28 protein-coding genes and 1 tRNA gene are annotated in these 26,405 nt (G+C 62.8%); 10 read left to right on the forward strand and 19 right to left on the reverse strand.

The genetic code is table 11. The annotated features are described in order from the left end of the window. Window positions 1-34 precede the first annotated feature (34 nt). Window positions 35-325: a type II toxin-antitoxin system Phd/YefM family antitoxin gene (locus tag QQ658_RS04945; RefSeq protein ID WP_286026554.1), complete on the forward strand. Its 291-nt coding sequence runs from the start codon at window positions 35-37 to the stop codon at window positions 323-325. After that, window positions 322-744: a type II toxin-antitoxin system VapC family toxin gene (locus QQ658_RS04950; RefSeq protein ID WP_286026555.1), complete on the forward strand. Its 423-nt coding sequence runs from the start codon at window positions 322-324 to the stop codon at window positions 742-744. The genes QQ658_RS04945 and QQ658_RS04950 overlap by 4 nt, the downstream gene beginning before the upstream one ends. Before the next feature lie 107 nt (window positions 745-851). Here QQ658_RS04950 and QQ658_RS04955 read toward each other — a convergent pair whose 3' ends face one another. The 7 genes from QQ658_RS04955 to QQ658_RS04985 all read right to left on the reverse strand — a co-directional run bounded on the left by QQ658_RS04955 (window position 852) and on the right by QQ658_RS04985 (window position 8,007). Then, window positions 852-1,352, reverse strand: coding sequence for a DUF3145 domain-containing protein (locus QQ658_RS04955; RefSeq protein WP_286026556.1), 501 nt, complete (start codon window positions 1,350-1,352; stop codon window positions 852-854). Between the two features lie 443 nt (window positions 1,353-1,795). Continuing rightward, window positions 1,796-3,055, reverse strand: a complete 1,260-nt coding sequence (locus tag QQ658_RS04960; protein WP_286026557.1) for a beta-ketoacyl-[acyl-carrier-protein] synthase family protein — start codon at window positions 3,053-3,055, stop codon at window positions 1,796-1,798. A 37-nt stretch (window positions 3,056-3,092) separates the two neighbouring features. After that, window positions 3,093-3,338, reverse strand: coding sequence for an acyl carrier protein (locus QQ658_RS04965; protein ID WP_286026558.1), 246 nt, complete (start codon window positions 3,336-3,338; stop codon window positions 3,093-3,095). A gap of 124 nt (window positions 3,339-3,462) precedes the next feature. Next, the gene (locus QQ658_RS04970; protein ID WP_286026559.1) at window positions 3,463-4,458 is read right to left on the reverse strand and encodes a beta-ketoacyl-ACP synthase III; all 996 of its coding nucleotides are present in this window, start codon (window positions 4,456-4,458) and stop codon (window positions 3,463-3,465) included. A gap of 5 nt (window positions 4,459-4,463) precedes the next feature. Further along, complete coding sequence (locus tag QQ658_RS04975) at window positions 4,464-5,399, reverse strand: ACP S-malonyltransferase (RefSeq protein ID WP_286026560.1); 936 nt, start codon at window positions 5,397-5,399, stop codon at window positions 4,464-4,466. Between the two features lie 172 nt (window positions 5,400-5,571). Next, complete coding sequence (locus QQ658_RS04980) at window positions 5,572-6,681, reverse strand: PucR family transcriptional regulator (protein ID WP_502928950.1); 1,110 nt, start codon at window positions 6,679-6,681, stop codon at window positions 5,572-5,574. Window positions 6,682-6,933: 252 nt separating this feature from the next. After that, window positions 6,934-8,007, reverse strand: coding sequence for a sugar kinase (locus QQ658_RS04985; RefSeq protein ID WP_286026562.1), 1,074 nt, complete (start codon window positions 8,005-8,007; stop codon window positions 6,934-6,936). Between the two features lie 288 nt (window positions 8,008-8,295). On the opposite strand from QQ658_RS04985, the gene aceE reads away from it, so the two are divergent. The 3 genes from aceE (at window position 8,296) to QQ658_RS05000 (ending at window position 12,595) form a co-directional block, all read left to right on the forward strand. Beyond that, window positions 8,296-11,040 carry a pyruvate dehydrogenase (acetyl-transferring), homodimeric type gene (gene aceE / locus QQ658_RS04990; protein ID WP_286026563.1) on the forward strand — a complete coding sequence of 915 codons (2,745 nt, stop codon included), beginning with the start codon at window positions 8,296-8,298 and terminating at the stop codon, window positions 11,038-11,040. A gap of 326 nt (window positions 11,041-11,366) precedes the next feature. Next, window positions 11,367-11,786, forward strand: a complete 420-nt coding sequence (locus tag QQ658_RS04995) for a DUF3052 family protein (RefSeq protein WP_286026564.1) — start codon at window positions 11,367-11,369, stop codon at window positions 11,784-11,786. Window positions 11,787-12,127: 341 nt separating this feature from the next. After that, a complete protein-coding gene (locus tag QQ658_RS05000; protein ID WP_286026565.1) occupies window positions 12,128-12,595 on the forward strand; it encodes an Hsp20/alpha crystallin family protein in 468 nt (155 codons plus the stop codon). 268 nt (window positions 12,596-12,863) lie between these two features. Here QQ658_RS05000 and QQ658_RS05005 read toward each other — a convergent pair whose 3' ends face one another. The 12 genes from QQ658_RS05005 to QQ658_RS05060 all read right to left on the reverse strand — a co-directional run bounded on the left by QQ658_RS05005 (window position 12,864) and on the right by QQ658_RS05060 (window position 20,733). Further along, window positions 12,864-13,556, reverse strand: a complete 693-nt coding sequence (locus tag QQ658_RS05005; protein ID WP_286026566.1) for a DUF5343 domain-containing protein — start codon at window positions 13,554-13,556, stop codon at window positions 12,864-12,866. Window positions 13,557-13,837: 281 nt separating this feature from the next. Then, on the reverse strand, window positions 13,838-14,344 hold the full coding sequence (locus QQ658_RS05010) for a hypothetical protein (RefSeq protein WP_286026567.1): 507 nt from the start codon (window positions 14,342-14,344) through the stop codon (window positions 13,838-13,840). A gap of 12 nt (window positions 14,345-14,356) precedes the next feature. Beyond that, complete coding sequence (locus tag QQ658_RS05015; RefSeq protein WP_286026568.1) at window positions 14,357-14,587, reverse strand: hypothetical protein; 231 nt, start codon at window positions 14,585-14,587, stop codon at window positions 14,357-14,359. Window positions 14,588-14,767: 180 nt separating this feature from the next. Continuing rightward, on the reverse strand, window positions 14,768-14,980 hold the full coding sequence (locus QQ658_RS05020) for a M24 family metallopeptidase (protein ID WP_286026569.1): 213 nt from the start codon (window positions 14,978-14,980) through the stop codon (window positions 14,768-14,770). Beyond that, window positions 14,971-15,153 carry a hypothetical protein gene (locus QQ658_RS05025; protein ID WP_286026570.1) on the reverse strand — a complete coding sequence of 61 codons (183 nt, stop codon included), beginning with the start codon at window positions 15,151-15,153 and terminating at the stop codon, window positions 14,971-14,973. Before QQ658_RS05025 ends, QQ658_RS05020 begins: the two co-directional genes overlap by 10 nt. Beyond that, the gene (locus QQ658_RS05030; RefSeq protein ID WP_286026571.1) at window positions 15,150-15,572 is read right to left on the reverse strand and encodes a hypothetical protein; all 423 of its coding nucleotides are present in this window, start codon (window positions 15,570-15,572) and stop codon (window positions 15,150-15,152) included. The genes QQ658_RS05025 and QQ658_RS05030 overlap by 4 nt, the downstream gene beginning before the upstream one ends. Continuing rightward, window positions 15,569-15,862, reverse strand: coding sequence for a hypothetical protein (locus tag QQ658_RS05035; protein ID WP_286026572.1), 294 nt, complete (start codon window positions 15,860-15,862; stop codon window positions 15,569-15,571). Before QQ658_RS05035 ends, QQ658_RS05030 begins: the two co-directional genes overlap by 4 nt. After that, window positions 15,859-16,725, reverse strand: a complete 867-nt coding sequence (locus QQ658_RS05040) for an SPFH domain-containing protein (RefSeq protein ID WP_286027034.1) — start codon at window positions 16,723-16,725, stop codon at window positions 15,859-15,861. The genes QQ658_RS05035 and QQ658_RS05040 overlap by 4 nt, the downstream gene beginning before the upstream one ends. Beyond that, window positions 16,718-17,356 carry a hypothetical protein gene (locus QQ658_RS05045; protein WP_286026573.1) on the reverse strand — a complete coding sequence of 213 codons (639 nt, stop codon included), beginning with the start codon at window positions 17,354-17,356 and terminating at the stop codon, window positions 16,718-16,720. Before QQ658_RS05045 ends, QQ658_RS05040 begins: the two co-directional genes overlap by 8 nt. Then, window positions 17,353-19,743, reverse strand: coding sequence for a nitric-oxide reductase large subunit (locus QQ658_RS05050; protein WP_502928933.1), 2,391 nt, complete (start codon window positions 19,741-19,743; stop codon window positions 17,353-17,355). The genes QQ658_RS05045 and QQ658_RS05050 overlap by 4 nt, the downstream gene beginning before the upstream one ends. A gap of 426 nt (window positions 19,744-20,169) precedes the next feature. After that, window positions 20,170-20,246, reverse strand: a tRNA-Val gene (locus tag QQ658_RS05055). Between the two features lie 13 nt (window positions 20,247-20,259). Then, window positions 20,260-20,733 (reverse strand): GatB/YqeY domain-containing protein, encoded by a 474-nt coding sequence (locus QQ658_RS05060; protein ID WP_286026574.1) that lies wholly within the window; start codon window positions 20,731-20,733, stop codon window positions 20,260-20,262. Between the two features lie 397 nt (window positions 20,734-21,130). Here QQ658_RS05060 and prfB point away from each other — a divergent pair, with 397 nt between their 5' ends. The 5 genes from prfB to smpB all read left to right on the forward strand — a co-directional run bounded on the left by prfB (window position 21,131) and on the right by smpB (window position 26,280). Beyond that, entirely contained in the window at window positions 21,131-22,240 is a 1,110-nt protein-coding gene (gene prfB / locus QQ658_RS05065) for a peptide chain release factor 2 (protein WP_286026575.1), read from the forward strand. A gap of 136 nt (window positions 22,241-22,376) precedes the next feature. Further along, window positions 22,377-23,063, forward strand: a complete 687-nt coding sequence (gene ftsE, locus QQ658_RS05070; RefSeq protein ID WP_286026576.1) for a cell division ATP-binding protein FtsE — start codon at window positions 22,377-22,379, stop codon at window positions 23,061-23,063. Between the two features lie 33 nt (window positions 23,064-23,096). Then, on the forward strand, window positions 23,097-24,011 hold the full coding sequence (gene ftsX / locus QQ658_RS05075) for a permease-like cell division protein FtsX (protein WP_286026577.1): 915 nt from the start codon (window positions 23,097-23,099) through the stop codon (window positions 24,009-24,011). Between the two features lie 140 nt (window positions 24,012-24,151). After that, a complete protein-coding gene (locus QQ658_RS05080; protein ID WP_286026578.1) occupies window positions 24,152-25,546 on the forward strand; it encodes a peptidoglycan DD-metalloendopeptidase family protein in 1,395 nt (464 codons plus the stop codon). Window positions 25,547-25,800: 254 nt separating this feature from the next. Next, window positions 25,801-26,280, forward strand: a complete 480-nt coding sequence (gene smpB / locus QQ658_RS05085; RefSeq protein WP_286026579.1) for an SsrA-binding protein SmpB — start codon at window positions 25,801-25,803, stop codon at window positions 26,278-26,280. Window positions 26,281-26,405 lie beyond the last annotated feature (125 nt).

The raw sequence follows: 26,405 nt of genomic DNA on the forward strand, positions 1-26,405 counted from the left end.
CGTACAGATGTGTACGTTACTGTACAATTGCCGCATGACGACGATCAGCGCAACGGTGGCCCGCCAGACGTTACCCGCTCAGCTCGATTTGGTGGAGGCCGGTGAGGAGGTTTCCATTACACGTCATGGACGAGTGGTCGCTGTGTTGGTCAGCCCCGAATTCGCGAGCCGACATCGCGCTCGAGAAGCCTGGAAACAGGCCGATCAGATCGGCGAGATGCTCGCGCAGGCCCGTACGAGGCCTATAGGCGATGCATCGATCAGTCCCGAGCGAGCAGAAGAATTGGTTCAAGGCATTTATGCCGACAGGGCCGCGGCGGAGTGACCGCCCTCACTGCCTTCGATGCCGACGTGATCATCTATGCAGCGGCACCACGACATGTGCTGGGAACGCGCGTACGGCGGCTTATCGAAGCATGCGCTGACGATTCTGCTGGTTGTGGATCTTTGCTGCTGCTGACCGAGGTGCTGGCTAAGCCTCTGCGTCGTGACCCTCAGTCGGACGAGCTGAGCATCCTCGCCGACTTGCTCGGCCATCTCGATCTCTATCCGGTCGATGAATCAACCGCGCGATTGGCTTTGACATTCGCAGTTGCGTACGGGCTGCGGGTGGCAGATGCCACGCATCTCGCCGCTGCGGTGGTCTCCGGTGCCGAGCGCTTCATCACCAATAACCGGAGAGACTTTCCGAAAACGATCACCGAGATCCAGATCGTCTACCCGGACGAGCTTCCCGCGCCGTAGCGCCGCTCAGCCCACTCGGTGCGGCCCAAACGAACCTGCGCGTTCTCGTCTGCATAACCGAAGTCCGAGTCATCTATTCAGGCGGCCTTCTCGCGCCAGAGCGCCGCTCAGCCCACTCGGTGCAGCCAACGAACCGGCGTGTCCTCGCCTGCATAGCGGAAGACTTCGAGCTCGTCATCCCACGGTTCGCCGAGCAACTCGCTCAGTGTGTCTTCCAGGCTGATGCCTCCGTGAGCGGCCGTGGCCATGGCTGTCCGCAGCCTGTGTTCAGAGATCTGGATATCTCCGTGCGGGCCCGTGACGGCGTGAAAAACACCGAGCTCAGGGGTGAAGGCATAGCGCTGCCCCTCCTCGGCGGGGGTGGCGTCCTCGGTCACCTCGAACCGGACGCGCTGGCAGGCGCGCAGCGCGCTCGCCAGACCTGCTGAGGCGCCTTGCGGACCTGTCCAGGAATATTCGGTGCGCAACATCCCGGGTTCTGCCGGCTGTTCGATCCATTCCAGGTTCACAGGCATGCCGACGACCGCGCCGATCGCCCATTCGATGTGCGGGCACAGCGCGGCTGGCGCCGAGTGCACGAATACGACTCCACGCGACATGGTTCCCATCCCGGCTCCTCTCGCTTCAGGTGTGCCTTCCCCTGCAGCCTGTGCGAGCGACCTGGTGATGGAACGCGATGTTCGATTTACTTATTGATTCTGCCTCACTTGTGGCCGCGATGCCAGTCCGTCAGATGCAGTCGGTGAAGCACGTCGTCTTCACTGATGACGATGCGGCGTCTTAACCGATAACAGCGCGGCCAGATACCGGATCAGGAGGTGACGCAACGGTTCGCTGATGAACCTCTAGCTTTTGCGGTTTCGACCGGTCACGACAACCAGTCACGACAACTAGATGCGCCAAGCGGCTGCACTTCAGGGCCCGAATATCAGGGCCAGGCTACGGCAAATGCGCATTCTGCAACAGCCTCTATTACACGCTGAACAAAATGAAAAGGTGGCTCGGCCGGGGATCCCGGGTCGAGCCACCTTTATCGTCCGATTGAACCTGCTCAGTCGGTGACGTTGTCGTTGGTCACGGCCAGCGCCACGTTGTGGCCACCGAAACCGAACGAATTGTTGAGGGCTGCCAGCGGGCCGGTTGCGGGAAGCGCACGCTTCACGTTGCCGGCGATCTGGATCTCGAGGTCGGGCTCCTCGTTGTCGAGGTTGATGGTGGGCGGCGATACGCGCTCGTGCAGCGCCATCACGGTGGCGAAGGTCTCCAGAGCTCCGGCGCCACCCAGCAGGTGCCCGGTCATCGACTTGGTGGAGGTCACCACCGTATCGCCGACCGCTGAACCGAGCGCCTCCGCTATCGACTTCGCTTCGGTCACATCGCCTTGCGGGGTCGAGGTGCCGTGGGCGTTGACGTGCTTGATGTCGCTCGGCTCCAGACCGGCGTTGCGCAGTGCCTTGTTCATTGCCGACAGCTGCCCGTGGCCGGTGGGCTCGGGCTGCACGATGTCGTGTGAGTCGGCGCTGATGCCGTAGCCACCCAGCGTGCCGTAGATCTTGGCGCCACGTGCCTTGGCCGAGGCCAGGGTTTCGATGACCATCATGGCCGCGCCCTCGCCGATGACGAATCCGTCGCGGTCCACATCCCACGGACGCGAAGCCCGTTCGGGCTCGTCATTGCGGCGGCTGAGCGCCTGCATCTGCGCAAAAGCGGCAATGGGCATCGCGTGGATGACGGCCTCGGAGCCGCCCACCACAACAACGTCCGCTTCGTCCAGACGCAACATGTTGGCGCCCAGCGCGATGGCTTCGTTCGAAGAAGCACACGCCGACACCGGGGCATGGATACCGGCCTTCGCATTGACCAGCAGGCCCACATGGGCCGCCGGGGCGTTGGCCATCAGCATCGGCACGGTGAACGGGCTCACCCGCCGGACGCCCTTTTCACGCTGGATGTCCCACTGGGCAAGAGTGGTGACCAGCCCGCCTATGCCGCTGCCAACCGAAACACCGAGGCGTTCCGGATCGGTCTGGTTGTCCTTGCCCAGGCCGAATCCGGCGTCCGCCCACGCCTCGCGCGCCGCGACCAGCGCCAGCTGGCTCACGCGGTCGAGGCGGCGGGATTCCACCCGGGAGATCCATGGAGTGAGGTCGGTGTCTATCTGGCCCGCAATCTGCACGGGCAGATCTTGGGCCCAGTCAGCCTCGATACGACGAATGCCGCTGCGTCCGGCAAGGAGTGCTTGCCAGGTGCTGGGTGCATCGTTGCCGAGAGGGCTGATGGCGCCGAATCCGGTGATGACGATGTCTGTCATAGGAGGCTCCCGAGTGGGTGAAAAAGAAGGTGAGTGCTCAGTTCTGGGCCTTCTCGATGTACGAGACGGCGTCGCCGACGGTCTTCAACGACTTCGAGTCCTCATCGGGGATCGAGATGTTGAAGGCCTCTTCGCAGGCGTAAATGATCTCGACCATCGACAGCGAGTCGACGTCCAGGTCGTCCACGAAGTTCTTCTCAAGCTGCACGTCTGCCTGGTCTACGCCGGCGACGTCGTTGACGATGTCGGCGAGCTGGGTGCGGATTTCCTCGGTGGTGGCCATGGTGGTTGTCCTTTCGATAGGCCTGGATGGTGGATTTGTTAGGTACGCTCGGCGCTTCGCGCCTTGAACCCGTTGGGCTTCAGCCCCTCGAGCACACTCGGTTGCTCGTTGCCGGATTGATCTGTCAGGGGAGGACGACGACCTGCCCGGCGAAGACCAGCCCGGCGCCGAAGCCGATGACCAGGGCGTTGTCGCCGGACTTGGCCTCGCCCGATTCGAGCAAGGCGTCCATCGCGATCGGTATGGACGCCGCGGATGCGTTGCCCATGTGCTTGATGTCGCGGCTCACCACGACGCTCTCGGGAAGTTTGAGGCGACGCAGCATGGCATCGGTGATGCGGTTGTTCGCCTGGTGCGGGATGAAGACGTCGAGCTGATCGGGTCGCAGGCCGGACGCCTCCAGAACCTCGACGGTCTTCTCGACGATGTAGGAGGTCGCCCAGCGGAAGACCGAGTGACCGTCCATGTGAATCATCGGCTCGAAACCGCCGGCGATACCCGCCTCGAAGTCGTCCGAGTGGATGATCTCTGCGGTGTTGATCTCCGATCCCCAGACCGCGGGCCCGATGGCCGGGGTATCGGAGGGGCCGATGACAACTGCGCCGGCTCCGTCACCGAAGAGGAAGGCGGTGGAGCGGTCGGTGTAGTTGGTTTGTTTGCTCAGCACCTCGACACCGACGACGAGCACGTGGTGCGCCGACCCGGTGCGCACCATCGAGTCGGCGAGGCTGATGCCGTAGCAAAAGCCTGCACAGGCAGCCGACAGGTCGGCGGCAGCCGGATTGGGAAGGCCGAGGGCCGAGGCGACCTGGGTGGCCAACGACGGAAAGCGGCGGGTGTTCGAGACTGACGAAACAAGCACCCCGTCGATCTGCTCGGCCGGAACACCGGAGCGCTCGACCGCCTTTCGGGCCGCTGCGATTGCCAGGCTCAGCACGTTCTGGCCGTCGTCGACCCAGCGACGCTCGATGATGCCGGTACGCTGCTGAATCCATTCATCGGACGAGTCGATGATCGTGCACATCTCTGCATTGTCGACGACCCGGTTTCCGCGGGCGCCGGCCACGGCGAGGATCCGGGAGTATGTCGCGCCTTGCGAGACCTTGATGGGGGAACTCATCGTCCTCACTTCGCTTCCGAGTGGCGCGCGCAGAACTCGCGTGCCTCGTTCAATTGGTCGGGGGTGTTGAGATTGAACAGTTCGACACCTTTCAGGTTGCGCTTGGCGATTCCCGTCAAGGTGCCGGCCGGTGCCAGTTCGAGCAGGCCGGTGACGCCTTCGGTGGCCATCGTGTCCATGCACAGATCCCAGCGCACCGGGTGAGTGACCTGCGCGACCATCCGCTCCAGATACTCGGCGCCGGAAGCAACGACCTGGCCATCGCGGTTCGACACCAGTTCGGTCACCGGACGTGAGGTTGAGATCGAGCGCGCCAGCAGCTCGAGGCGCTTGGATGCGGGGGCCATATGAACGGTGTGGAAGGCGCCCGCGACCTGCAACGGAATGACGCGGGCACGTGCCGGAGCATTCTCGGCCAGAGCCTTGAGTTGTTCGAGGGTGCCGGCCGCAACGATCTGTCCGGAGCCGTTAAAGTTCGCGGGGGTCAGCCCGGCTGCTTCGATGGCTGCCAGTACTTCGTCCGGCTTGCCTGCGATCACTGCCGACATGCCGGTGGGTAGCACGGCAGAGGCGGCGGCCATGCCCTGCCCACGCTCGCGGACGAAGATCATCGCCGCTTCGGGAGTGATCGCGCCGCTCAGTGCGGCCGCGGCGATCTCGCCGACGGAGTGGCCGGCCACCATGGCAGCGGACCCGCAACCATATTCGGAGTGCGGAAACAACTCGTGTGCGATCGCGATCGCCGAAGCGACCAGCAACGGTTGAGCGACCGCGGTGTCGCGGATGGTGTCGGCGTCGGCCTGCGTGCCGTAGTGGGGCAGATCGAGGTCGGCTGCTGCGGAAAGCCAGGCGAACCGATCGGCAAAGCTGTCGATCTTCAGCCATTCGGACAAGAATCCGGGGGTCTGGGCACCCTGGCCCGGAGCTGCGATTACAAGCACCCCTTCATCCTGCCTTCTCGATAGGACGACCGGTGCGGTGCAGCGTGACTAATTTGTTACACGGACATTGTCCGTACTCTACAAACTGCGCCGAGTGGTGGCCGCGGCAACTATGAATCCGATACAAACCCGGACCGGGCAACCCAGCCGGGGATTCCGCGCCATCCGAACCTCAGGAGTGTTGGCGGCCCAAAGTGATCGCTAGCCGCAAGACGTAGGCGTCCCGGGCGGCACTGGGGGAGTGCTTGGTGACTTCGGCGATGCGTTTGAGCCTGTACCGCACCGTGTTGGGGTGGACGAACAGCGCCCGGGCGGTCGCCTCGACAGATCCGCCCTGGTCGAGGAAACTCACGCAGGTTTCGAGCAGATCGCCGCCGGCGGCGACGAGTGGCTTGAACACCGTCTCGACCAATTCACGGCGAGCCTGGCCGTTGCCCGCCAGGGCCCGCTCCGGCAGAAGATCGCGCGCCGTGAGGATTCTGGGGCCCTCGGGCCAGGCCTTTGCTGATCGTGCGCCCGAAAGAGCAGCACGTGCCGACTCACTGGCGCGATGCAGCCCGGCAACCAGGGGACCCACGACGATCGCGCCGTCACCGAAATGAGGGGCGAGCTTGGCGAGCCAGTCGAGGGTGCTCTGTTCGTCGGGCTCGGCGTCCGGTGAGCTGGGGGAGAGCACCACGACGAGTCGATCGCCGTGCAAAGCCGCCATCGCAACCAGCCCCAGGCGCTCGGCAGCTTTGCGCAACTCCGCAAAGTCGTCATCGCCGGGAGCGGCGCCGACCGCGACCGTCACCGGGGCCTGAGTGTGCCAGCCCAAGGCAGAAGCCCTGGACAACAGGTCTTCGTTGGAGTCGGCGCGCACGACCGCGTCCACGATGAGGGCTTCGATCCGCTCGTCCCAGCTGCCCCTGGATTCGGCGGCCCGGGCATAGACCTCCGCCGAGGCGAAGGCGATCTCGCGTGAGTAGTGCAGGATGGCGGTTTGCAGCACGCCGCGGTCACCGCGCGGCATCAGCTTGCCGATCTGCTCTTCGACGATGTCGATGGTGGTGCGGATCAGATCGACGGTCTGGTGCAGGTTGATCTTGCGGGTCAGCGAGCGGGGTGCGACGTTGAAGATGCGCGCCGGATCGAGTTCGGATGCGTCGTCATCGGCGAACCATTCCACGAAGCCGTTGATGCCTTCGTTGGCGACCATGGAGACCCAGGAGCGCTCTTCGGCGCTGAGGTTGGTGTACCAGGGGTGCCGGATCTCCATTTCGTTGACGACCGCCGTGCTCATTCTGCCGGCCTGGGCGGCCAACCGTTTGGCGATGGCGGCCCGGGTGCGGGCAGCAGGCAAGAACGACCGCGCCCCTCCGATCGAGGATTTTGCAGCCATCGGACCTCCTGAACACTTGTTGTTCGCGCACTCTACCGCTCGGCGCCGCGCCGCCAAGGACCTGACTCCGGAGGGGCCCAAGGACCTTCCGAAAAGAACTGGGCTCCGGCGGGTACGACACCCATCGGAGCCCAATTCGATCAGCGGGACAACTCAGCGCTTGATGCGAGCGTTGCCCTCCCACACCGACCAGATCTGCTCCTCATCGGCAGGCACCGCGTAGTCGGTGAGGAAGGTGGTGGTGATCGCACCGGACGCCCAGCCGAACTGCAGACACTTCTCCGGCTCCCAGCCCTTGAGCAGGCCATACAGGATGCCGCCCACGGTGGAATCGCCGCCGCCGATGCGGTCGAGCACGCCGATGTCGCGCGGCTCGGCGACGTGGAACTCGCCGTCCGCCCACAAGATCGCGCCCCACAGGTGATGGTTGGCGTTGACGACCTCACGCAGCGTGGTCGCGAACACCTCGACACCCGGGAACCTCTCGTGGGCGGTGTTGATCATGGCCTTGAAGCCCTCGATCTTCGCGCCGATGCCCTTGCCGCCGGCATCGGGGCCCTCCAGGCCGAGAGCCAACTGGAAGTCCTCCTCGTTGCCGATCAGGATCGAGCAGTTGTTGGCGATCTCGGTGAACCCCGCGCGCAACTCTTCTTCGCGTCCGGCCCAGAAGGACGCGCGGAAGTTCAGATCGAAGCTGACCGCGGCGCCATGCTTCTTAGCCTCGTGAGCGACATCCAAGCAGAACTGCAAGGTCTTCGGGGAAAGCGCTGCGATCAGCCCTGACATGTGGACGATCTTCGCGCCCTCGTCGCCAAAGATGCGGTCGAAGTCGAAGTCCTTGGCGTCGAGCTGCAGGCCCACCTCACCGGCGCGGTCATTCCACACCCGGGCGCCGCGGTTGCCGTAGCCGGAGTCGGCGATGTTGAACTGATGGCGATATCCCCAAGCGCCGCCCTGCGGCAGATCGGGGCCTTCGAAAGCCATGAACCGCGACGCCAGGTTTGATTTGATCATCATCGAGATCGGGCTGCCCTGCACGAAGTTGGTGAGGATCTTGACCGGCTCGCCGAGGTAGCTGGAGATGGATCCGACATTGCTCTCTGCCGAGGTGACCTGCATGGTAAAGCGATTCGCGGTCTGCACAGGCTGGGCATCTTCAGGACAGATACGGATTCCCATGCTGGTCGGGATGACGATCGACCACTTGGCGTCCTCACGGAGTTTCATATGTGCTGCCTTTCGAGATCGTGAACCACGCCGCTTGCGACACGTCGTGAGCATCGCAGCGCCGCGGGCGTATGCCCGGGATTCTAGCGGCTGCCACTGACGCCGAGGATTTGTTGCCAAGCTCGGCAACCGGCCGAATCATCAGCCGTGCTGTTCTCTGATGGCTGACAAGGGCGGGTATTGCGTCCGGTAATTGGCGGACCGCTGGCGAAACAGCGCGATTCGGGGGAAGATTGAAAACGATCCTGGTGTTGAAATGACATCTGTCGTGATTTGAAAGGACTCAGCGTGATTCCTCGCGAGCAACCCGGCCCTCTGCTCAATGGCCTGCCGACCAACCTTCCAGACACCGATGTCGACGAAACCGATGAATGGTTGGAGTCGCTGGATGGGCTGATTGAATCAGGTGGACGCAACCGGGCGCGTTACGTCATGCTCCGGCTGAACGAGCGAGCCCGTGATCAGCACATCGGAGTGCCGTCGCTGGTGTCGACCGACTACGTCAACACCATTCCGAAATCGAAAGAGGTCGCCTACCCGGGCGATCCCGAACTTGAGCAGCAAGTTCGCCACATGCTGCGCTGGAACGCAGCCATTCAGGTGCACCGCCAGCAGCGTCCCGGCGTGGGAGTGGGCGGCCACATCGCCAGCTACGCGTCGGCGGCGACCCTCTATGAAGTCGGCCTGATGCATTTCTGGCACGGTAAGGACGCCGAGGGCGGCGGCGACCAGGTCTTCTTCCAGGGCCACGCTTCGCCGGGCATGTATGCCCGTGCGTTGCTCGAGGGCCGGCTGAGCGAGGACGACATGGATGGCTTCCGTCAGGAGTTCAGCCGCCCGATGGGTGGACGCGGCCTGCCGAGCTACCCGCACCCTCGTCGGATGCCCGACTTCTGGGAGTTCCCGACCGTGTCGATGGGCATCGGGCCGATCAACGCGATCTACCAGGCGTCCTTCAATAAGTATCTGGACAACCGCGGCATCAAGGACACCGGCAACCAGCATGTCTGGGCGTTCCTCGGCGACGGCGAGATGGACGAGGTCGAGTCGCGCGGCGCCCTTCAGCTGGCCGCCAACGAAGGCCTCGACAACCTCACCTTCGTGATCAACTGCAATCTGCAGCGGCTGGACGGCCCGGTACGCGGCAACGGCAAGATCATCCAGGAATTGGAGTCGTTCTTCCGGGGAGCCGGCTGGAACGTCATCAAGCTGATCTGGGGTGCCAACTGGGATCCGCTGCTGGAAAATGACACCGAGGGCGCGCTCGTCAATGTGATGAACACCACCCGTGACGGCGACTATCAGACCTTCAAGGCCAACGATGGCGCCTACGTACGCGAGCATTTCTTCGGCCAGGATCCGCGCACCGCCGAGATGGTCGCGGATTGGACGGACGACCAGATCTGGGCGCTGCGCCGTGGCGGTCTCGATTACACGAAGATCTATAACGCCTACAAGGCGGCCACCGAATTCAGCGGTGCGCCGACCGTTATTCTGGCGCACACCATCAAGGGCTACTTCCTCGGCAGCCATTTCGCGGGGCGCAACGCGACCCACCAGATGAAGAAGCTGGCGATCGATGATCTCAAGGGCCTGCGCGACCGTTGCCACATCCCGGTAGCCGACGAGGTGCTGGAGGCCGATCCGTATCAGCCGCCGTACTTTAACCCCGGCTCGCAGAACCCGGCGATCCAGTATCTGCTGGAGCGGCGCCGAGAACTCGGCGGGTTCGTGCCCGAGCGCCGCGGAAATCACGGTAAGAAGCTGCAGCTTCCCGACGCGAAGGTCTATAAGTCGACGCGTAAGGGCTCCGGGCATCAGAAGGTCGCCACCACGATGGCCTTCGTCCGGCTGCTCAAGGATCTGCTGCGTGACAAGGGAGTGGCACCGTTCATTGTGCCGATCATCCCGGACGAGGCCCGTACCTTCGGCATGGACTCGTTCTTCCCGACGATCAAGATCTACAACGCGAACGGCCAGCAGTACACCCCGGTCGACAACGACCTGATGCTGGCCTATCGCGAGGCCACCAACGGGCAGATCATGCACGTCGGCATCAATGAGGCCGGTGCCACCGCGGCCTTCACCGCAGCTGGTACCAGCTATGCCACGCACGGCCAGCCGATGATCCCGATCTACATCTTCTATTCGATGTTCGGTATTCAGCGCACGGCCGATATGTGGTGGGCGGCCGCCGACCAGCTGACGCGCGGCTTCTACATCGGCGCGACGGCGGGCAAGACCACCTTGACCGGTGAGGGCACTCAGCATATGGATGGCCATTCGCACATGCTGACCTCGACCAATGAGGGCATCGTCAGCTACGACCCTGCTTATGGGTATGAGATCAGCTACATCGTGGAGGACGGCCTGCGCCGTATGTACGGCGATCAGCCGGAGGACATCTCGTACTACCTGACGGTGTACAACGAGCCGATGGTGCAACCGGCCGAGCCGGAGAATGTGGACGCCGAGGGCATCCGTCGCGGCATCCACCTGATCTCGGAAGGCAGCCAGGGCGACAAGCGTGCCCAGGTGTTGGCGTCCGGTGTCGCGGTGCCGTGGGCTCTCGAGGCTCAGCAACTGTTGAAGAATGACTGGGGTGTCGAATCCGACGTCTGGTCGGTGACCAGCTGGAATGAGCTGGCTCGCGACGGCCGGGCCGCCGACGAGGAGGCTTTCGCCAACCCGGAGGCCGAGCGCAGGGTTCCGTTCGTGACTCAGCAGCTCTCCGGACATCAGGGACCTGCGGTGGCGGTCAGCGACTTCATGCGTGCGGTGCAGGACCAGATCCGTCCCTGGGTGCCGACCGACTACTACCCGCTGGGTGCCGACGGGTTCGGCTTCTCGGATACCAGGGCAGCGGCCAGGCGTCACCTGAAGATCGATGGCCCCTCGATCGTGGTGCGAGTGCTGCAGGCACTGGCCGATCGTGGTGAGCTGCCACGTGAGGTTGTGCGGCAGGCGATCGATCGCTACGACCTGAACAATGTCAATGCCGGGGCCTCCGGTGAGGTCGGCGGGGATTCATAGTCGGTCGTTTCGGCCGTTAGAATGCACGTGTGGCGCGGGCTCTGATAGCAGAGTCCGCGCCACACGTGTTTCGCGGACGCAGATGTGGCCGATCTTTCTCGGATTCGCGGGAGGGACCGATATTCGTATGCGTTTTGTTGGGGCGTGGACACCGTTGGCTGATCAGGCGCGGCAGCGAAGACGATGGCGGCTCGAGCGTAAGAAGCCCCGGTGAATGGCTGAAACGTGCAAGAGCTGCGGGCGTGTGTGCGCCGCGCTTGTACCTCTGGCAATCTTGTATCACACGCCGGTTGGCGTGCCTGGGAGTTGTGTGGTGAAGTGGAGGAATGGTGGTACCCGCTCAGCAGCCTGGATCAAATGGTGTCGACCAGCTTGGCTTGCACGAAGGAATGGTTGTTCAAGAAGTCGGTTGGGACGACGACGTTGACCAGGATCTACGCGATGAGATCATGGACGCAATTGATGGCGAGTTGATCGAGGACGCCGTCGAAGCCGTTGATGTGGTCTTGCTATGGCACCGTGATGATGCCGATGTCGCCGACGATCTGGTGGATGCACTACGAGATCTGTCGGATACGGGTTGGATCTGCCTGATGACGCCGAAGATCGGCCGTCCGGGCTACGTCGATCCGGCCGATATCGATGAAGGTGCGCAGGCCGCCGGCCTGGCACAGACCAGCGTGATCGAGGTTTGCCCTGACTGGCAGGCGCGCAAGATCGTGCGTCCCCGGGGCGCGCGACGCTGATCACTCAGCGCTGACACATTTAATCGGCCCAGGCTCCTTCCTCCAGGCAGATTTTTCTTCATCCGCTCGCCATCGGTAGACATGGCTCGCGGGCGTGCACATCACTCACCCGACGACGGTCTGCTGCTGTTGCAACAGGGGCGCACTTGCTTGGGGCGGGCTGCCGAGACTTTCAGCGAGCGTCGTGTGCCAGGTCGGCGCGCAACCAGTCAGAGGCTGGCATTCAGAGGCTGGCGAAAAAGTTGAGTGAAGTCGGCTCAACTCTGGAATAGGTGGCAGCTCGCTCGCGTTATGATTCCTGTAAGCGCCGTGGAGGCGCTCAAGAGATAGAAGGAGTTACCGTGAGCACTACTTACAATCCGTTCCGTGACATGGATCGTGTATTCACTCAGCTTGCGCGCACTGCTGCTACTGAGGCACGCACGATGCCCATGGATCTTTACCGTGATGGTGACCAATTCGTCGTGAAGGTTGATCTGCCAGGTGTCAACCCCGACAGCATCGACATCGACGTTGATGACCGCACCCTGAGCATTCGTGCCGAGCGGACGCAGGAGAATGTCCACACCGATGAGGAAAACCACAGCTGGGTGAGCCGCGAACGCAGCTACGGCTCGTATGCACGTCAGTTGACGCTGGGACAGGGCCTGAACCTGGCTGAGATCACCGCCGAGTACACCGATGGTGTGCTGACGCTGACCATCCCGGTCGCCGAGGAGGCCAAGCCGCGCAAGGTGAAGGTTACCCAGGGCAGCAACAAGGTCGCCGGCGAGGTCGAATCCGAGTCGGAGCCTGTCGTCCAGAACTAAGGGAGCGGAGGGTCCTCAAGGCCATTCGGACTGCCCGGCTGCCGCGCGACGATTGCTGACTGCGCCGCGAGCGCTGGATAACTGAATAATGAGGATCTTGGCTGCACTCGGCGTACGGCAATCGAGCTGGACGCGAGTGGGAGTTTCTGGATCCGTTCATGAAGTACGTGGTGGCGAGTCGTTTCTGATGAGGCGGCTCGCCACCACATTTTTATGCCCGAATCGGCAAGATCTGCTCGATGGCAAAGAACCGGGCAGCCGGAGCGCACTATGACATCAGGTGTTTCTTGATGCTGGCGAATATCGCGTCGTAGGTTGCTGCGTCGCCGTTCGCCGGGAGGTTGACCTCGATGTGAACCGATAAGCCGGCGTCGCGTCCAATGCCGTCGGGCTGCGTGGGCGCGCTTTGAGCCACCGAGGGCGTTGTTGAAGAGATCTGCAGCTTCGCTGGCGCGCTGCAACTCTGAGCACTTGACGTCCGCTTGGCGGCTGGGGGCGCGCGATGTGGTGACGGTTGCCGATCGGCATGATCCGAGCCGGTTTCAGAAGGCGTCGCCAGCGCGGCAAGGGTCAGGAAGGTCGTCGCTTGGCGCTGGCCCACCAGGGCTGATGTCTTGTCCGTTCGGCGAAACCACCGCATAAGACTGTCGCGATTTGCAGGGAACGGATCGCTCACCTCGTCGAACAGCTGCCAATATGCGGCCCGTACGGCTTTCTCAAGTCCGACCGCGAATACCTCCTCGGATCCCGACAGATAACGACTTTCACTGTTGCGTCGGGACCCGTGGTCGTCGATGATGCCGAGGAATCTGAGGATCGAGAGGATGTAGGTCTCATTTGCGGTGGCGATATCGAACTGGCGCAGATAGCCGGCGTTGATCCTTGCCGGGGCACTCTTGCGCAGCTGGGCAAAGGTCTGCTTGAGAGCTTCCTGGCGCGAAGTGTACGGAAAGGTTGGCATGGAACCTCTTCTGGCTGATGCCGATCACCGTCGGCATACCGGCTGTGGCGTGAAGCCGGTATCAGCCCAACCGGCTTCTGGGCCGATCATAGCGAGAGATGCCATCGGGCAGCTGTTGGTTGCCGCCCTTGCCGAACTTCGTCCGCTGGCAACCAACTTGCCCTTTTGGTCGGCTTGGAGCCGGAGAGCCTCACAACGGTTGGACGCCTCTGCGCCAGCTTGGTTGAGCCTTCCTGGCGCCGCAGTGCCGGCGTCCTTGCCCTGTCCTGGGAAAGTATCGGCTACGCGGCGAGCTTGGCGAGCGGCCCAAGATCGGGGACGAGCGCGCGGGCGCGGAGGAGTAGGTCGGCGGCCGCGAGAACACGTACCCGTTCATCGGTTTCTGCCGCCGTGTCATAGTGCTGTGCGAACCATGTACTGACCGCTGCCCACGAGTACATCGACCAACCGTCACCAGACAGTGAGGGAGGGAATCTCCCGGGCCCACGTTTGCCGGTCGAAAGGAGTCGAACACTCTCGTAGCTTCGTCCGACACGTTCGGCGATCGTCTTGAGTGAGACGAGATCCTCGTCCTCAATGGCAGTAGCCCGAAACCCGGCGGTTTGGATCTGCTCGACCGCTGAGAGAATCGCATCGATAAGGTTGTCGGCCTCGCGCGTCACGTGGATCATGGCGCGGCCGTTGCCGATCTCAGGGCTCGAGTCATCGAAGCCGACCTCGTACAGCAGGTCGAGTTCATCGTCGGTCGGCTGGCGATCCAGGTGGATCGTAAATTCCTGCAGAGGCATCTCAGGCTCCTTTCAGTGTTTGTGGTTGTGCATGAAACGGCGGATGGCGTCAGCATTGTGTTCGGGCACGCGTGGGGTCGACCAGATCGGGACGGTCATGCCGCATTCGCGGCAGACGACTTTGCCCCAGCGATGACCCTTATGAACTTCAACGACTTCGAACCAAGCATCGTTCAGTTCGTAGAGGACCTTGTTGATCGCATTCTTCGGGTGCCGGCCCTTGCTGATCACGAATTCGAGCATAGGCGAACTGTTGTGAGTATGCAACACACAGAAAGACTGCGACCGGGGTATTCGCAAGGGCGATCTTGGTGCGGGACGTAGCAACGTTGATGGGCGTCACACCCGAGCGCGTGTTGCAGTTGGCAGAATCCTCCTGATGTGGCAGTCGCGGGGTGGGTCGGGACGAGGACTGATCCGGGACTACTTCGGGAGATGCGCGGTCAGCACGAACTGCAACGGCACACGATCGGGGTCGTCACGCAGCCGCCATCCGCGATCATCGTGAACCATCAGGCCGGGCCATGGGCACCACGCGGCATGGCCGTCCTCTTCGAATGAGTCGAGGACGAGTCCTGCTTCGAGCAGTGCGGAGACGATCTGTCCCAGCGAGTGATTCCGGCTCCTCAGTTCCATCCGAACACCATGCAGCCGATGCCGAAAAGGATGAGGCCGCCGAACAGCGCCACGCTCAGCAGCGCGCTTTCGAGTTCTCGTGGTGGTGCGTCTTCCAGGCTGGTTTCCTGCAGCGGGTTGACGTTGGGACGGGTCTCCTCGCCTTCGGAGTTGAATTCGGCGTCCGTGCTCATATCATCACCCCCAGCCGAGCCAGATCTGTTGCCAGTGCGATGGTCAGGATCACAAAGACGACGGTGATGAATGCGGTATACAGCCACCGGTCGCGATGGTCCGACTTCCAGAACCGGCGGGCGCTGACGATGCCGTTGACGAAGGCCAGCACGCAGAGCGCGAGGCTGATCGGCGCCGCGACCCAGCCGGCAAGGCCCACGATCGGCACCAGCACAGGTATGAGCAAGTAGGTGATCAGGCATCGGACGCCGGACACGAGCACCGAGATGCGGAAGGCGCGATGCGCGGCGAGACCAGAGCTTCGGTCCAGCTCCCGGACCCGGAGCAGCCGTCGCATGAATCGGTCTGCGGCGCCGTCCGATCGGTACGCCGGCGCTTTGGCGGTCTGGACGGCAGCTACCTCGACGGGCACGTTCATGACGACGCACCACCCTTGTTGCCATGCAGGTGCCGCCAGAGGCGGAGACCTCCCACTACCGCGGCCAGGACGCCCACCCCGCCGATGACAATGCCGATGAACAGGCCCCAGTAGATCGGACTCAGCGTCGTATCGCCGGGCGCCCGCACCATGGAGCCGATGAGGAAGCCGAACAAGGGGGCGATGGCTGCGGTTGCCACGCCCAGCATGGTCGTCCAGAAGCCCGGCAGGGCCGGAATCAGCCGGACCGGTCGTCCTGGTGCCGCGGACGGAGCTTTCTCTTCACTCATCGGGATCGACCTTCCGCGCGATCATCGACCACGGCCAAGTTGTGCTGCTCGGGCGTGGTCTCGGGCATCTCTTTGTTCTCGGCTGCCGTAGCAGGGTGGGTATTGAATTGCTCCGCTGCTTTCACCAGCGGTCCGACAATGTCCATCGGCAGTGGGAAGACAACGGTGGAGTTCTGATCGGCCCCTAATTCCAGCAGGGTCTGGAGGTAGCGAAGCTGCAGCGATGACGGTGCCTCGCTGAGCGTCAGCGCTGCGTCCCGCAGCTCCTTGGAGGCCTGCAGTTCACCGTGTGCGCTGATCACCTTGGCCCGGCGCTCCCGTTCCGCCTCGGCCTCGCGGGCCATGGCGCGCTGCATGATCTCCGGGATCTCGACGTCCTTGATTTCCACCACAGACACTTCGACGCCCCAGGATTCGGTCTGCCGGGCGATCGATCGGGCCAGGTCCTCATTGAGGTCGGTGCGGTGTGCGAGCAGGGTATCCAGGTCGGCGCGGCCCACGACGGAGCGGAGCGTGGTCTGGGCGAACTGCGATGTCGCGACGGCGTGGTTTTCGACCGACATCACCGATTGCACCGGGTCGGCGACTTTGAACATCACGACGGCATTGACGCGAGCTGTCACGTTGTCGCGCGTGATCACTTCCTGTGGGGGGATGGTGAGCGTCACGACGCGCAAATCCACCCGCACGATCTTGTCCAGGAAGGGCAGCACGACCACGATCCCCGGCCCGAGTGCCCCGCGCAGCCGGCCCAGGCGGAATGCGACCACGCGTTCATACTCGCGCACGATACGCAACGACACGACCGCCAAGAGGACGAGGACAACCCCGATCACGATGGCAGCGATGAATTGACTAGGCATGGTGCTCAGGTTCCCTTCGATCGGAGGCATAGGTGGTGCGGCGGCGCGCGAGAGCAATGGCTGCAGCCGTCCGGTCCTCGGCATTCTCGTCCACTGATTTCAGCAGGACGCCATGAGGGTCGGCCGGAGTACGACGCAGGTGTGCCCACAACGGCAGCGAGATCAAACCATTCACCAGGGCTACGGCCAGCAGCAGAGCCTGGCTGCTCCAATGGTCCACGTTGAAGGCGGTGACCAGCGGCCAGAGCACCGCCAGCACCGTGACCGCGCACGCGATACCGCGGTGGAATCGTGCCGATTCCGACGCGGGCCAGGTGTCCACTTCACGGCGCATCTCGCGGCCATCGTCGGAGTCGGTGCAGGAGCCCTTGACCGGGCAGGAGTTGCACACGCTCGGGCTTCCCCGATAGCGCATGACGCGGTTCTGTGGGTCGAAGGACTGCGCCCACAGCCATTGGTCCTCGGGACACAGCCACGCGTCATGCTCCTTGTGATACTTGAACCCGGGTGCCCGCGTGTCTTCCAGAGTGAGGTGAGCGCGCCGGGAAAGCAGGTCGATGCCGTACGCGATGAGGACGAGCACAATGCCATAGCCGGCAGCCAGCCAAGCCATCACTTCCACGCTGTTCATGGCGCCGGTTCCTCCTTGGCCCCGCTCCGGCGATCCGAGGCATAGCCGCTGGATGAGGACTTCGCCTCACCGGTGCGGTCATGGCGGGCCTGCTGGTGTTCTTCGACGAACAGGGTCTCGGGTTCCATCCGGGTGACGGTCGCCTTGATTCCGTATCGGACGCCGAGCCAGGCGTGCCACAGGAACGGCAGGACGCCGAGGAGGAGGAGCACGTCACCGGGTAGCCGCATCCACTCCAGCACGGCATTCCCTGGCTGGGCGATGTAGCCGAGGCTGCGGGCTTCGTAGTATCCCTCGCTCACCGAATGCCACAGCTGCAGGACGCCGAGTGGCAGCAGCGTTGCGAACACCATCCAGGCCAGGCCGAGGTTCAGTGACCAGAACGAGAACTTGGCGAGGCGGTCGGACCACCGCTCGGGCGGGACGATGTACCTCAGGGCGAACAGCGCGAGACCTACCGCGAGCATCCCGTAGACGCCCATCATTGCGCCGTGTGCGTGATTGGCGGTCAGTGCGGTCCCGATCTGATAGTACGAGACGATCGGCAGATTGATCAGGAAGCCGAAGATGCCTGCCCCGACGAAGTTCCAGAAGCCGACAGCCACCAAGAACATCACCGCCCATCGGTGCGGGAACGGGGCCTTGCTGTGGGCTTCCTGCCGCGATCCGAGTTGCAGGAAGGTCCAGGCCTCCACCGTGAGGAAGGTCAGTGGGATGACCTCGAGCGCGGAGAAGAACGCGCCCAGCGCCATGTGCTCGACCGGCGTCCCGGAGAAGTACAGGTGATGCATCGTGCCGATGACCCCACCCACCGAGTAGAGGATGACGTCGAGGAAGATGATCTGGATCGCGATCTTGCGCCGTACCACGCCGAGCATGACGAAGATGTAGGCGACCATCACCGTGGTGAACAGTTCGAGGAAGTCCTCAACCCACAGATGGACGACCCAGAACCGCCAGAACTCGGCGACGGTGAGGTGGCTGTCGTTCGTGGCGAGTAGGCCGACGGCATAGAAGGCCGGGATTGCCAGCCCCGCGTACAGGAACAGCCACGGCATGCTGAACTTGGATTCGGTTCGCAGCCGCGATCGGATGGCGCGATAGATCATCAGAATCCAGAGGAACAGCCCGACGACCAGCAGGATCTGCCAGAACCGTGGCAGGTCGAGATATTCCCACTGCTGGTCGAAGAAGATGGATCCCTTGGCCCAGTCGGGGCCGAAGGTGCTGATCGCGGTTCCGGCGAGAGTGCCGCCGACGACTATCGCCAACGCCCCGAGCAAACCGTAGGCCAGCACATGCTGTCGGCGCGGTTCGCGGCCCGAGATGATCGGGGCCAGGAAGAGTGCGGCGGCAAGGAAGGCCGCTGCCGTCCAGAACAAGGAGAGTTGGACGTGCCAGGTCCGGGCGAGGTTGTACGGCAGGAGTTGGGCGAGATCCAGGCCGAAGAAGCCGGACAGGTCGGCCCGGTAGTGCTCGACCGCAGCTCCGAGGAGGGCCTGGCCCAGGAATAGCAGGGCGACGACGAAGAAGAACCATGCTGTGGCCCGCTGCGTCTTGGTGATTCCGACGGTACCGGGCTGGAGGAAGGAAAGAGTCGGTGCTTCGCTGCCGTGCCAGCCGATGGACTTGCTCCACCGGCCGTAAAGCGCGAACAGGGCACCGAGGCCCGCAAGCAGGGCGATCAGGGACATCGCGGACCAGACCAGGATGTCTGCTGATGGTCGATTGTCGACGCGCGGCTCGGCCGGCCAGTTGTTCGTATATGAGTAGTTGTGGCCCGGACGCTCCGCCGCGGCCGCCCATGCCGTCCACGCGAAGAAGCTGGTGAGCTCGTGGATCTCCTGTGGGTCGGTGACCACCGACGGGATCAGCCCATGTTCGGTGGTGGGGACGCCGAAGTACTCCGCGTAGTACTCCACGGCCGCCTCGAAGGCACTGATCTGCTCTTCGGTGAATACCAGGGTGCCGGTCGTCTCGTCGAAGCGGTTGGTGCGCATCATGTCGACGACTGCTTCGGCCGGGTCGGCCACGCCTTGTTCCCGCAGTGCTGCGAGCACATGTTCACTCGACGTGCGCAGATACTCGGCGGTGTAGTCGGGCCCGAGGTAGGCGCCGTGACCGACGATGGAGCCGAACTGCTGGAGGCCACGCCGTAGAAAGATCTCTTGGCCTGCGGTGATGTCGTCACCGGTGAAGACCACCTCGCCGTCGGAGCTCACCACCTGCCGCGGTTGTGGCATGGAGTCGCTGTAGGTGCGGAACGCCAGCACTCCCATCACGAAGAACCCGAAGATCAGTACCAAGGCGACACCTTGAACCCATGCCTTCGAGATCGCGATCTCTGCCTTCGAGGGCTGCTGGAGACCCTTGCCGTTGATGCTCACGCCAGATCCACCTTCCGTGCCGACCGACGATGTCTCGCGGTAAGAAGCCGTACTGATTGGGTACCGATCAGCACACCTTAAGCCGCCGACGAGTAATTTGCACAGGTTTTTTGGAAAAATAATCTCACCTACCGCGCCGACGGGCAGAGGTGCCGACCTCCGGCCCGTCCGAGATGGCCGTCACAAAGCCGGGAATTGTTCCGGATCAACCGTCGAGGTCATCCGGAGGGATCCTGGTGAGAGGATCGGGGCGAGCAGCGGGGAGCCGACAGTTGATGATGAATTGCCAGGCTGCGTCGCGAGGTCGCTTAACGGATGCGAGCGAATGAGATCTTGAAATGACTTCTTTCGCGTCTGCAGAGCCCGGCCGTAGCCGGGCGTGAGCACAGAGCTCCGCCGATGTCGGTTGTTCGAATAAAGCAATTTTGGTGGGCGCAGTCGGACTCGAACCAACGACCTGCTGCTTGTAAGGCAGCTGCTCTAACCAACTGAGCTATGCGCCCCGCGCGCTAGATACTAGCCGATGTTGATGCGCGCCTTCACCAGGGTGGCGACGGTCTTGCCGTCCGCCTGGCCCGCGACCTTCTCATTGACGGCCTTCACGATGCTGCCCATCTGACGCATGGTTGGCTTCGCTCCAAGCTCGGCTTCGGTAGCGGCCATCTGCGCGTCCACGATCGCGGTCAGTTCCGCCTCACTGAGTTGCTTGGGCAGATAGCGTCCCAAGAACTCTGCCTCGGCGGCCTCCTTCTCGGCGAGTTCCGGACGCCCCGCAGCGGCGTAAGTCTCGGCGGATTCCGTGCGCGAGTGCTGCTCCTTGGTCAGTACCTTGATCTCCTCGGCTTCACTCAGATCATGAGCTTCATCACCGGCGACCTCGGCGTATTGAATTGCCGCCAGGGCCATCCGGATCGTCGACTTCGCGAAATCATCGCGCTGCTTCATCGCAGTAGTCAGATCCTTGCGCAACTGATTCTTGATATCACCCACGGGTTTTCTCCTCAATCGAGACGGCACCGTCCATTGTTTCACGTTCGATCCCACCCCGACCGCAGGAGTTCGTTCGAGTCGTGCAGCGGGGGAGCGTAAGCATGACAACAGTCGATGCCTGACCGCAGCCCGGCAGGAGTGCGGGAGGAGGCCTCCTGGATTGAACCACGTTGCGAGGCGTGACTCGGCTTGCAGCACCCTTTCGTGCTGGTGGCGCGGATCGCCTTGCCGACGTGGTCTGAGAGCCTGACGGGCTATGCGGACATTCTCATTTGAGATATACGCCAGCTCCCGCACCTTCTACGTGCTCCCGCACCTTCTACGTGCTCCTGGAACTTTTACGTGGGCCAGATCGTGTACTGGTTGCGGTTATGCGCAGACGGTAGACTTTCGGTTCGTGGCAGTTGCAGATCTCCCCGATACCATCCATGAACTCGACCGGTCGCTGACGTCGATCGAGGCCGTTGTCGACCCCGCGAAGAAGAAGGACGAGATCTCCAGGCTTGAGAAGGAAGCCGCCGCCCCCGACCTGTGGAACGACCAGGCGAACGCGCAGCGAGTAACCAGCAGGTTGTCCAGGCTTCAGGCCGATGTCGAACGCGTCGAAGGCCTGCGGCAGCGGCTGGACGATGCACAGGTGCTCCTCGAACTCGCCGCCGAGGAGGGCGACAAGGACTCGTCCGCCGAGGTCGAGCGTGAGGTCGGCGCACTGAAGACGGAGATCGAAGCACTCGAGGTGCGAACGCTGCTGAGCGGCGAGTACGACGAACGAGATGCGTTGGTGACCATCCGCTCCGAAGCCGGGGGCGTGGACGCGGCAGACTTCGCGTCCATGCTGCTTCGGATGTACGAACGCTGGGCCGAGCGGCATGACTACTCGACCGAGGTCTACGACATCAGCTACGCCGAAGAAGCCGGCATCAAGTCGGCCACCTTCACCGTGAAATCGCCCTACGCGTACGGCACACTGTCGGTCGAACAGGGTACCCACCGGCTGGTGCGGATCAGCCCGTTCGACAACCAGGGACGTCGCCAGACGAGCTTTGCGGGCGTCGAGGTCCTGCCGGTGGTGGAGGAAACCGACCACATCGACATCCCCGAAGCAGACATCCGCGTCGACGTCTTCCGCAGCTCCGGACCAGGCGGCCAATCGGTCAACACTACCGACTCTGCGGTGCGCATCACCCATCTGCCGACCGGACTGGTCGTCAGCTGCCAGAACGAGAAGAGCCAGATTCAGAACAAGGCTGCCGCGCTGCGCGTCCTGCAGGCCCGGTTGTTGGAGAAGGCCCGCCTCGATCGCGAGGCCGAGATGAACGCCTTGAAGTCGGACGGCAACTCGTGGGGCTCGCAGATGCGCAGCTACGTGCTGCACCCTTATCAGATGGTCAAGGACCTGCGCACCAACTACGAGACCGGAAACGTCGATGCCGTCTTCGACGGAGAAATCGACTCCTTCATCGATGCCGGCATCCGCTGGCGCCGCCAGGAGGAGAACGCCGCCTGATCTATGGCGTGGCGAGTTGCTCCGCGAATACAACCGTTTACACTCATGACGTGGACTGAGAGTTTCTCAGGAATTGTGGCATGCGTGCTGCCGGAGAAGTCTCTCGCCTTCCAAACGCTACGAACAGGACGGTCACGTGATCACCTTCGAGGACGTATCGAAGACCTATTCAGGCCAGACCAACCCTGCTCTGCGGCACATCAGCCTGCAGATCGACAAAGGGGAATTTGTCTTCCTCGTCGGTACCTCCGGATCGGGAAAATCGACGTTCCTGCGCATGATCTTGCGTGAATACCGGCCGACGTCCGGTCAGATCTTCGTGTTGGGCAAAGACCTCGGACGCCTCCATCAGTGGAAGGTTCCTGCGCTGCGCCGCCAGATCGGCACGGTCTTTCAGGACTTCCGGCTATTGCCCGGCAAGACCGTTTACGAGAATGTGGCCTTCGGTCTGCAGGTGCTCGGACGCCCCTCCTCGCAGATTCGCCAGGTGGTGCCCGAGATCGTCGATCTGGTCGGGCTGTCCGGCAAAGAAGATCGTCAACCCGAAGCCTTGTCGGGTGGTGAACAGCAGCGTGTGGCCATCGCCCGGGCGATCGTGAATCGTCCGAAGATCCTCATCGCGGATGAGCCGACCGGAAACCTCGACCCACAGACCAGCGTCGGCATCATGAAGCTGTTGGATCGGATCAACAAACGTGACACGACGGTGATCATGGCCACCCACGATCAGACCATCGTCGACCAGATGCGCAAGCGCGTCCTCGAACTCGACCAGGGCAACCTGGTCCGTGACCAGGTCCGCGGCGTCTACGGCACCGCCTGAGAGCGTCGATCCATGCAGAGAGAGCACTGAAATATGCGACATACCTTCCGTGAGACGCTGTCGGGCCTGAAGCGCAACGCATCGATGACCATTTCGGTCATCGTGACCATGACCGTTTCGCTCACCCTTTTCGGCCTGTCCGTGATGACCTTCCAGGAGGTCGAGCGGGTCAAGGGCCGCTGGTACGACAAGATCGAGATCTCGGTCTTCTTGTGCACCCAGGATTCGGCCGGTACCAGCCAGTCCGGAAATTGCGAGCCGGGGCAGGCAACCACTGACGACCAACGCGACAACATCAACAGTAGGCTCGAATCGAATCCCGAGGTGCTGCAGGTCTTCTACGAATCCAAGGAAGAGGCCTACGACGAATACCGCAACACCTACGCCGATTCCCCCCTGCTGGACAGTCTGACGGTCGAGCAGATGCAGGATTCGTTCCGAATCAAGCTGGTTGACCCGGAGAACTACCAAGGCGTGGTGTCCGAAGCGGCCAGTCTTCCCGGTGTGCAAAACGTGCTCGACCTGCACGAGGTGCTCGACCCGATCTTCTCGGTATTGAACGGCCTCAAATGGGGGACCATGGGGTTGGCCGTTCTGCTGCTGGTGGCGGCCATGCTGCAGATCGGCAACACCATTCGGATGTCGGCATTCACCCGGCGCCGAGAAATCGGAATCATGCGTCTGGTCGGCGCATCGAATGTCTACATCATGCTGCCGTTCGTGCTCGAAGCGCTGTTCGCCGGCATCATCAGCACGATCATTTCGGGCGGAGCGCTGCTCGGTTCCTATGAATTTCTCATCCAACGCAACGCTAAAGTCTCGATCCAGGCTTTACCTTGGATTACGTGGGGTGACGCCTGGTTTGCTGTCGGGCTGGTTGCCATCGTTGCGGTTGTGCTGTCTATCGTGCCCACGTTGGTCACGACGCGGAGGTATCTCCGCGTCTAAACGTTGGACGCATAGACAGGGGGCTGAGTGCCGTGACTCAAAGTCCTACCCGGACTGCCCGCAAGCAATTAAATATCTTCCGCAGGTCGAACTGGCTGAGGCGAGGCCTCATCGGGTTGATCGCTCTCGGATCTGTCAGCATGGTGAGTGCTCCGGCGCTCGCAGACGATCTCGACGATCAGCAGTCTGATCTGCAGAACCAGCTTCAGCAGTCGGATCAGGCAATCGACTCCCACCACGCCGAGCTCGACGCGGCTACCGCCGAGGTCGTGAATTCACGCCAAGCACTCGCGGACGCACAGGCGACGCTGGCCAAGGCACAAAGCGACAGGGACGCCGCCCAGGCCGTCGACGCCCAGAAGGCTGCCGACCTGGAAAGCGCCGAGCAGGAACTCACCGACGCGCAAAGCGCCGTCTCGCTCGGTAAGGACGCTGTGGAGGCCCAGCAGGCCAAGGCTGCGAACGACATGCGCGTCGCTCATCAGCAAAACACCGGAATGCTGTCGTTGGGCATGCTCTTCGTTGACGGTCAGGACGCCGGTAGCGTCAGCTCTCGCGTCCAGTGGGCATCGACGCTGTACAACGCAAACTCGAACGAACTGAACAGGCTCACCGAGTTGCAGTTGCAGCTGCAGAACGCGCAGACCGAGATGGCGACCCTCGAAGACGGTGCCCGCGTCGCCAGAGAGGCGGCTGCGGCGCAGCTGAGCGTCACTCAGGCGGCCGAACAAGCCGCCGACGACGCTGCGGGCCAGGTTGCCGGATTGGTGGCGGCCAATGAGGCTGCGGAGGCGAACGCCGCGCAGATTCTTGCCGATGAGCGAGCCGCCAACGAATCCATGCAAGCAGAGATGGATTCGGTCACTCAGCAGATTCAAGAGCGCAACGAGCGCCGGGCCGCCGAAGCGGCAGCGGCGGCTGCGGCAGCTCAGGCAGCAGCTGAGGCTCAGGCTGCGGCTGACGCCCAGGCAGCTGCGGATGCGCAGGCGGCTGCGGACGCGCAGGCGGCTGCCGATGCTGCCGCACAACAGGCCGAGCAGCAAAGCTGGTCCGATGATAGCTATTCCGGCGACAGCTACTACGAGGAGCCCGCGGCACAGGCAGCGCCTGCCCCAGCAGCATCGAGTTCGGGATTCCCGCTCTATATGCCTGCCAACGGCCCTTACACCTCGCCGTTCGGATGGCGCACCAACCCGGTGCTCGGATACTCCGAACTGCATGACGGCACCGATATCGGGGCCGCCTGCAACACGCCGGTCTACGCGGCGGCCAGCGGCACCGTGACCCAGGCGATTCCCGAAGGCTCGAGCGGTGGCTGGGGCAACAGGGTCGTCCTCGACAACGGCGTGATCGATGGAGTGGCGGTGAGCACCGGATACAACCACATGACCAACTACATCGTCGGGGTGGGGCAATCGGTGAGCCGTGGCGAGGTCATCGGGTACATCGGAACCACCGGACTATCGACCGGATGCCATCTGCACTTCCACGTGTGGATCGATGGCAATGTGAGCGACGCTGCACCGTATTTGTGATCGGTTCTCCGCGGGTCTCCTGATTCGATCAGGCATCTGATAGGCCGCGGCCGTCGGACATCCGAGCCCCGTTCAGGCAGTTGGTAGGCTGTCTGGGCGGGGCTCGCGCATGCCCCGCGTCCGAAAACGGGCTGCAGACACGCAGATCGTGCGGATAGCTGGCAGGTAGTTCCATTCGGACGAGTAAGCGGTCGGCTCGCAGGATGCGCAGTGGGCGGACGTAGACCTAGCAGGCAGGGAAGTCGGGAGTAGTCATGGCACGGGAGAAGGGCATCAAAGCGGTCGCCCGCAACAAGAAGGCGCTGCATGACTACAACATCGGCGATCGGGTCGAGGCCGGCATCGTGCTCACCGGCACCGAGGTGAAGTCGCTGAGGGCCGGACGCGCCACTTTGACCGATGCATTCGCCACCGTCGATGACGGTGAAGTCTGGCTGCGCAATGCGAACATTCCCGAATACGAGTTCGGCACCTTCCATAACCATGCGGCCAAGCGCAATCGCAAGTTGCTGCTGCACCGCAGCCAGATCCACAAACTTGAGCGCGAACTCGGTGACACCGGACGCACGCTCGTCCCGCTGTCGATCTACTTCAGCGATGGTTTCGCCAAGGTCGAACTCGCTGTGGGCACCGGCAAGAAAGAATGGGACAAGCGCCAGACCATAGCCGCCCGCGACATGCAGCGTGACGTCGAGCGCGAGATGGCCGATCGCAGGCGTCGGCACGGACGCTGAGGACGGGTCCTCAGCCTCATCGCCGGTTTTCGCCTACTGCGCCTCGCCTACGAGGCACACCGACTTCGTCTCCTGCGCTAAGCAGGTCTCCAGCTTGTCCTCGTGCGACTCGACTTACCCTGCTG

This window comes from Propionimicrobium sp. PCR01-08-3, from assembly GCF_030286045.1.
In the GTDB taxonomy this organism is placed as follows: Bacteria; Actinomycetota; Actinomycetes; order Propionibacteriales; family Propionibacteriaceae; genus Brooklawnia.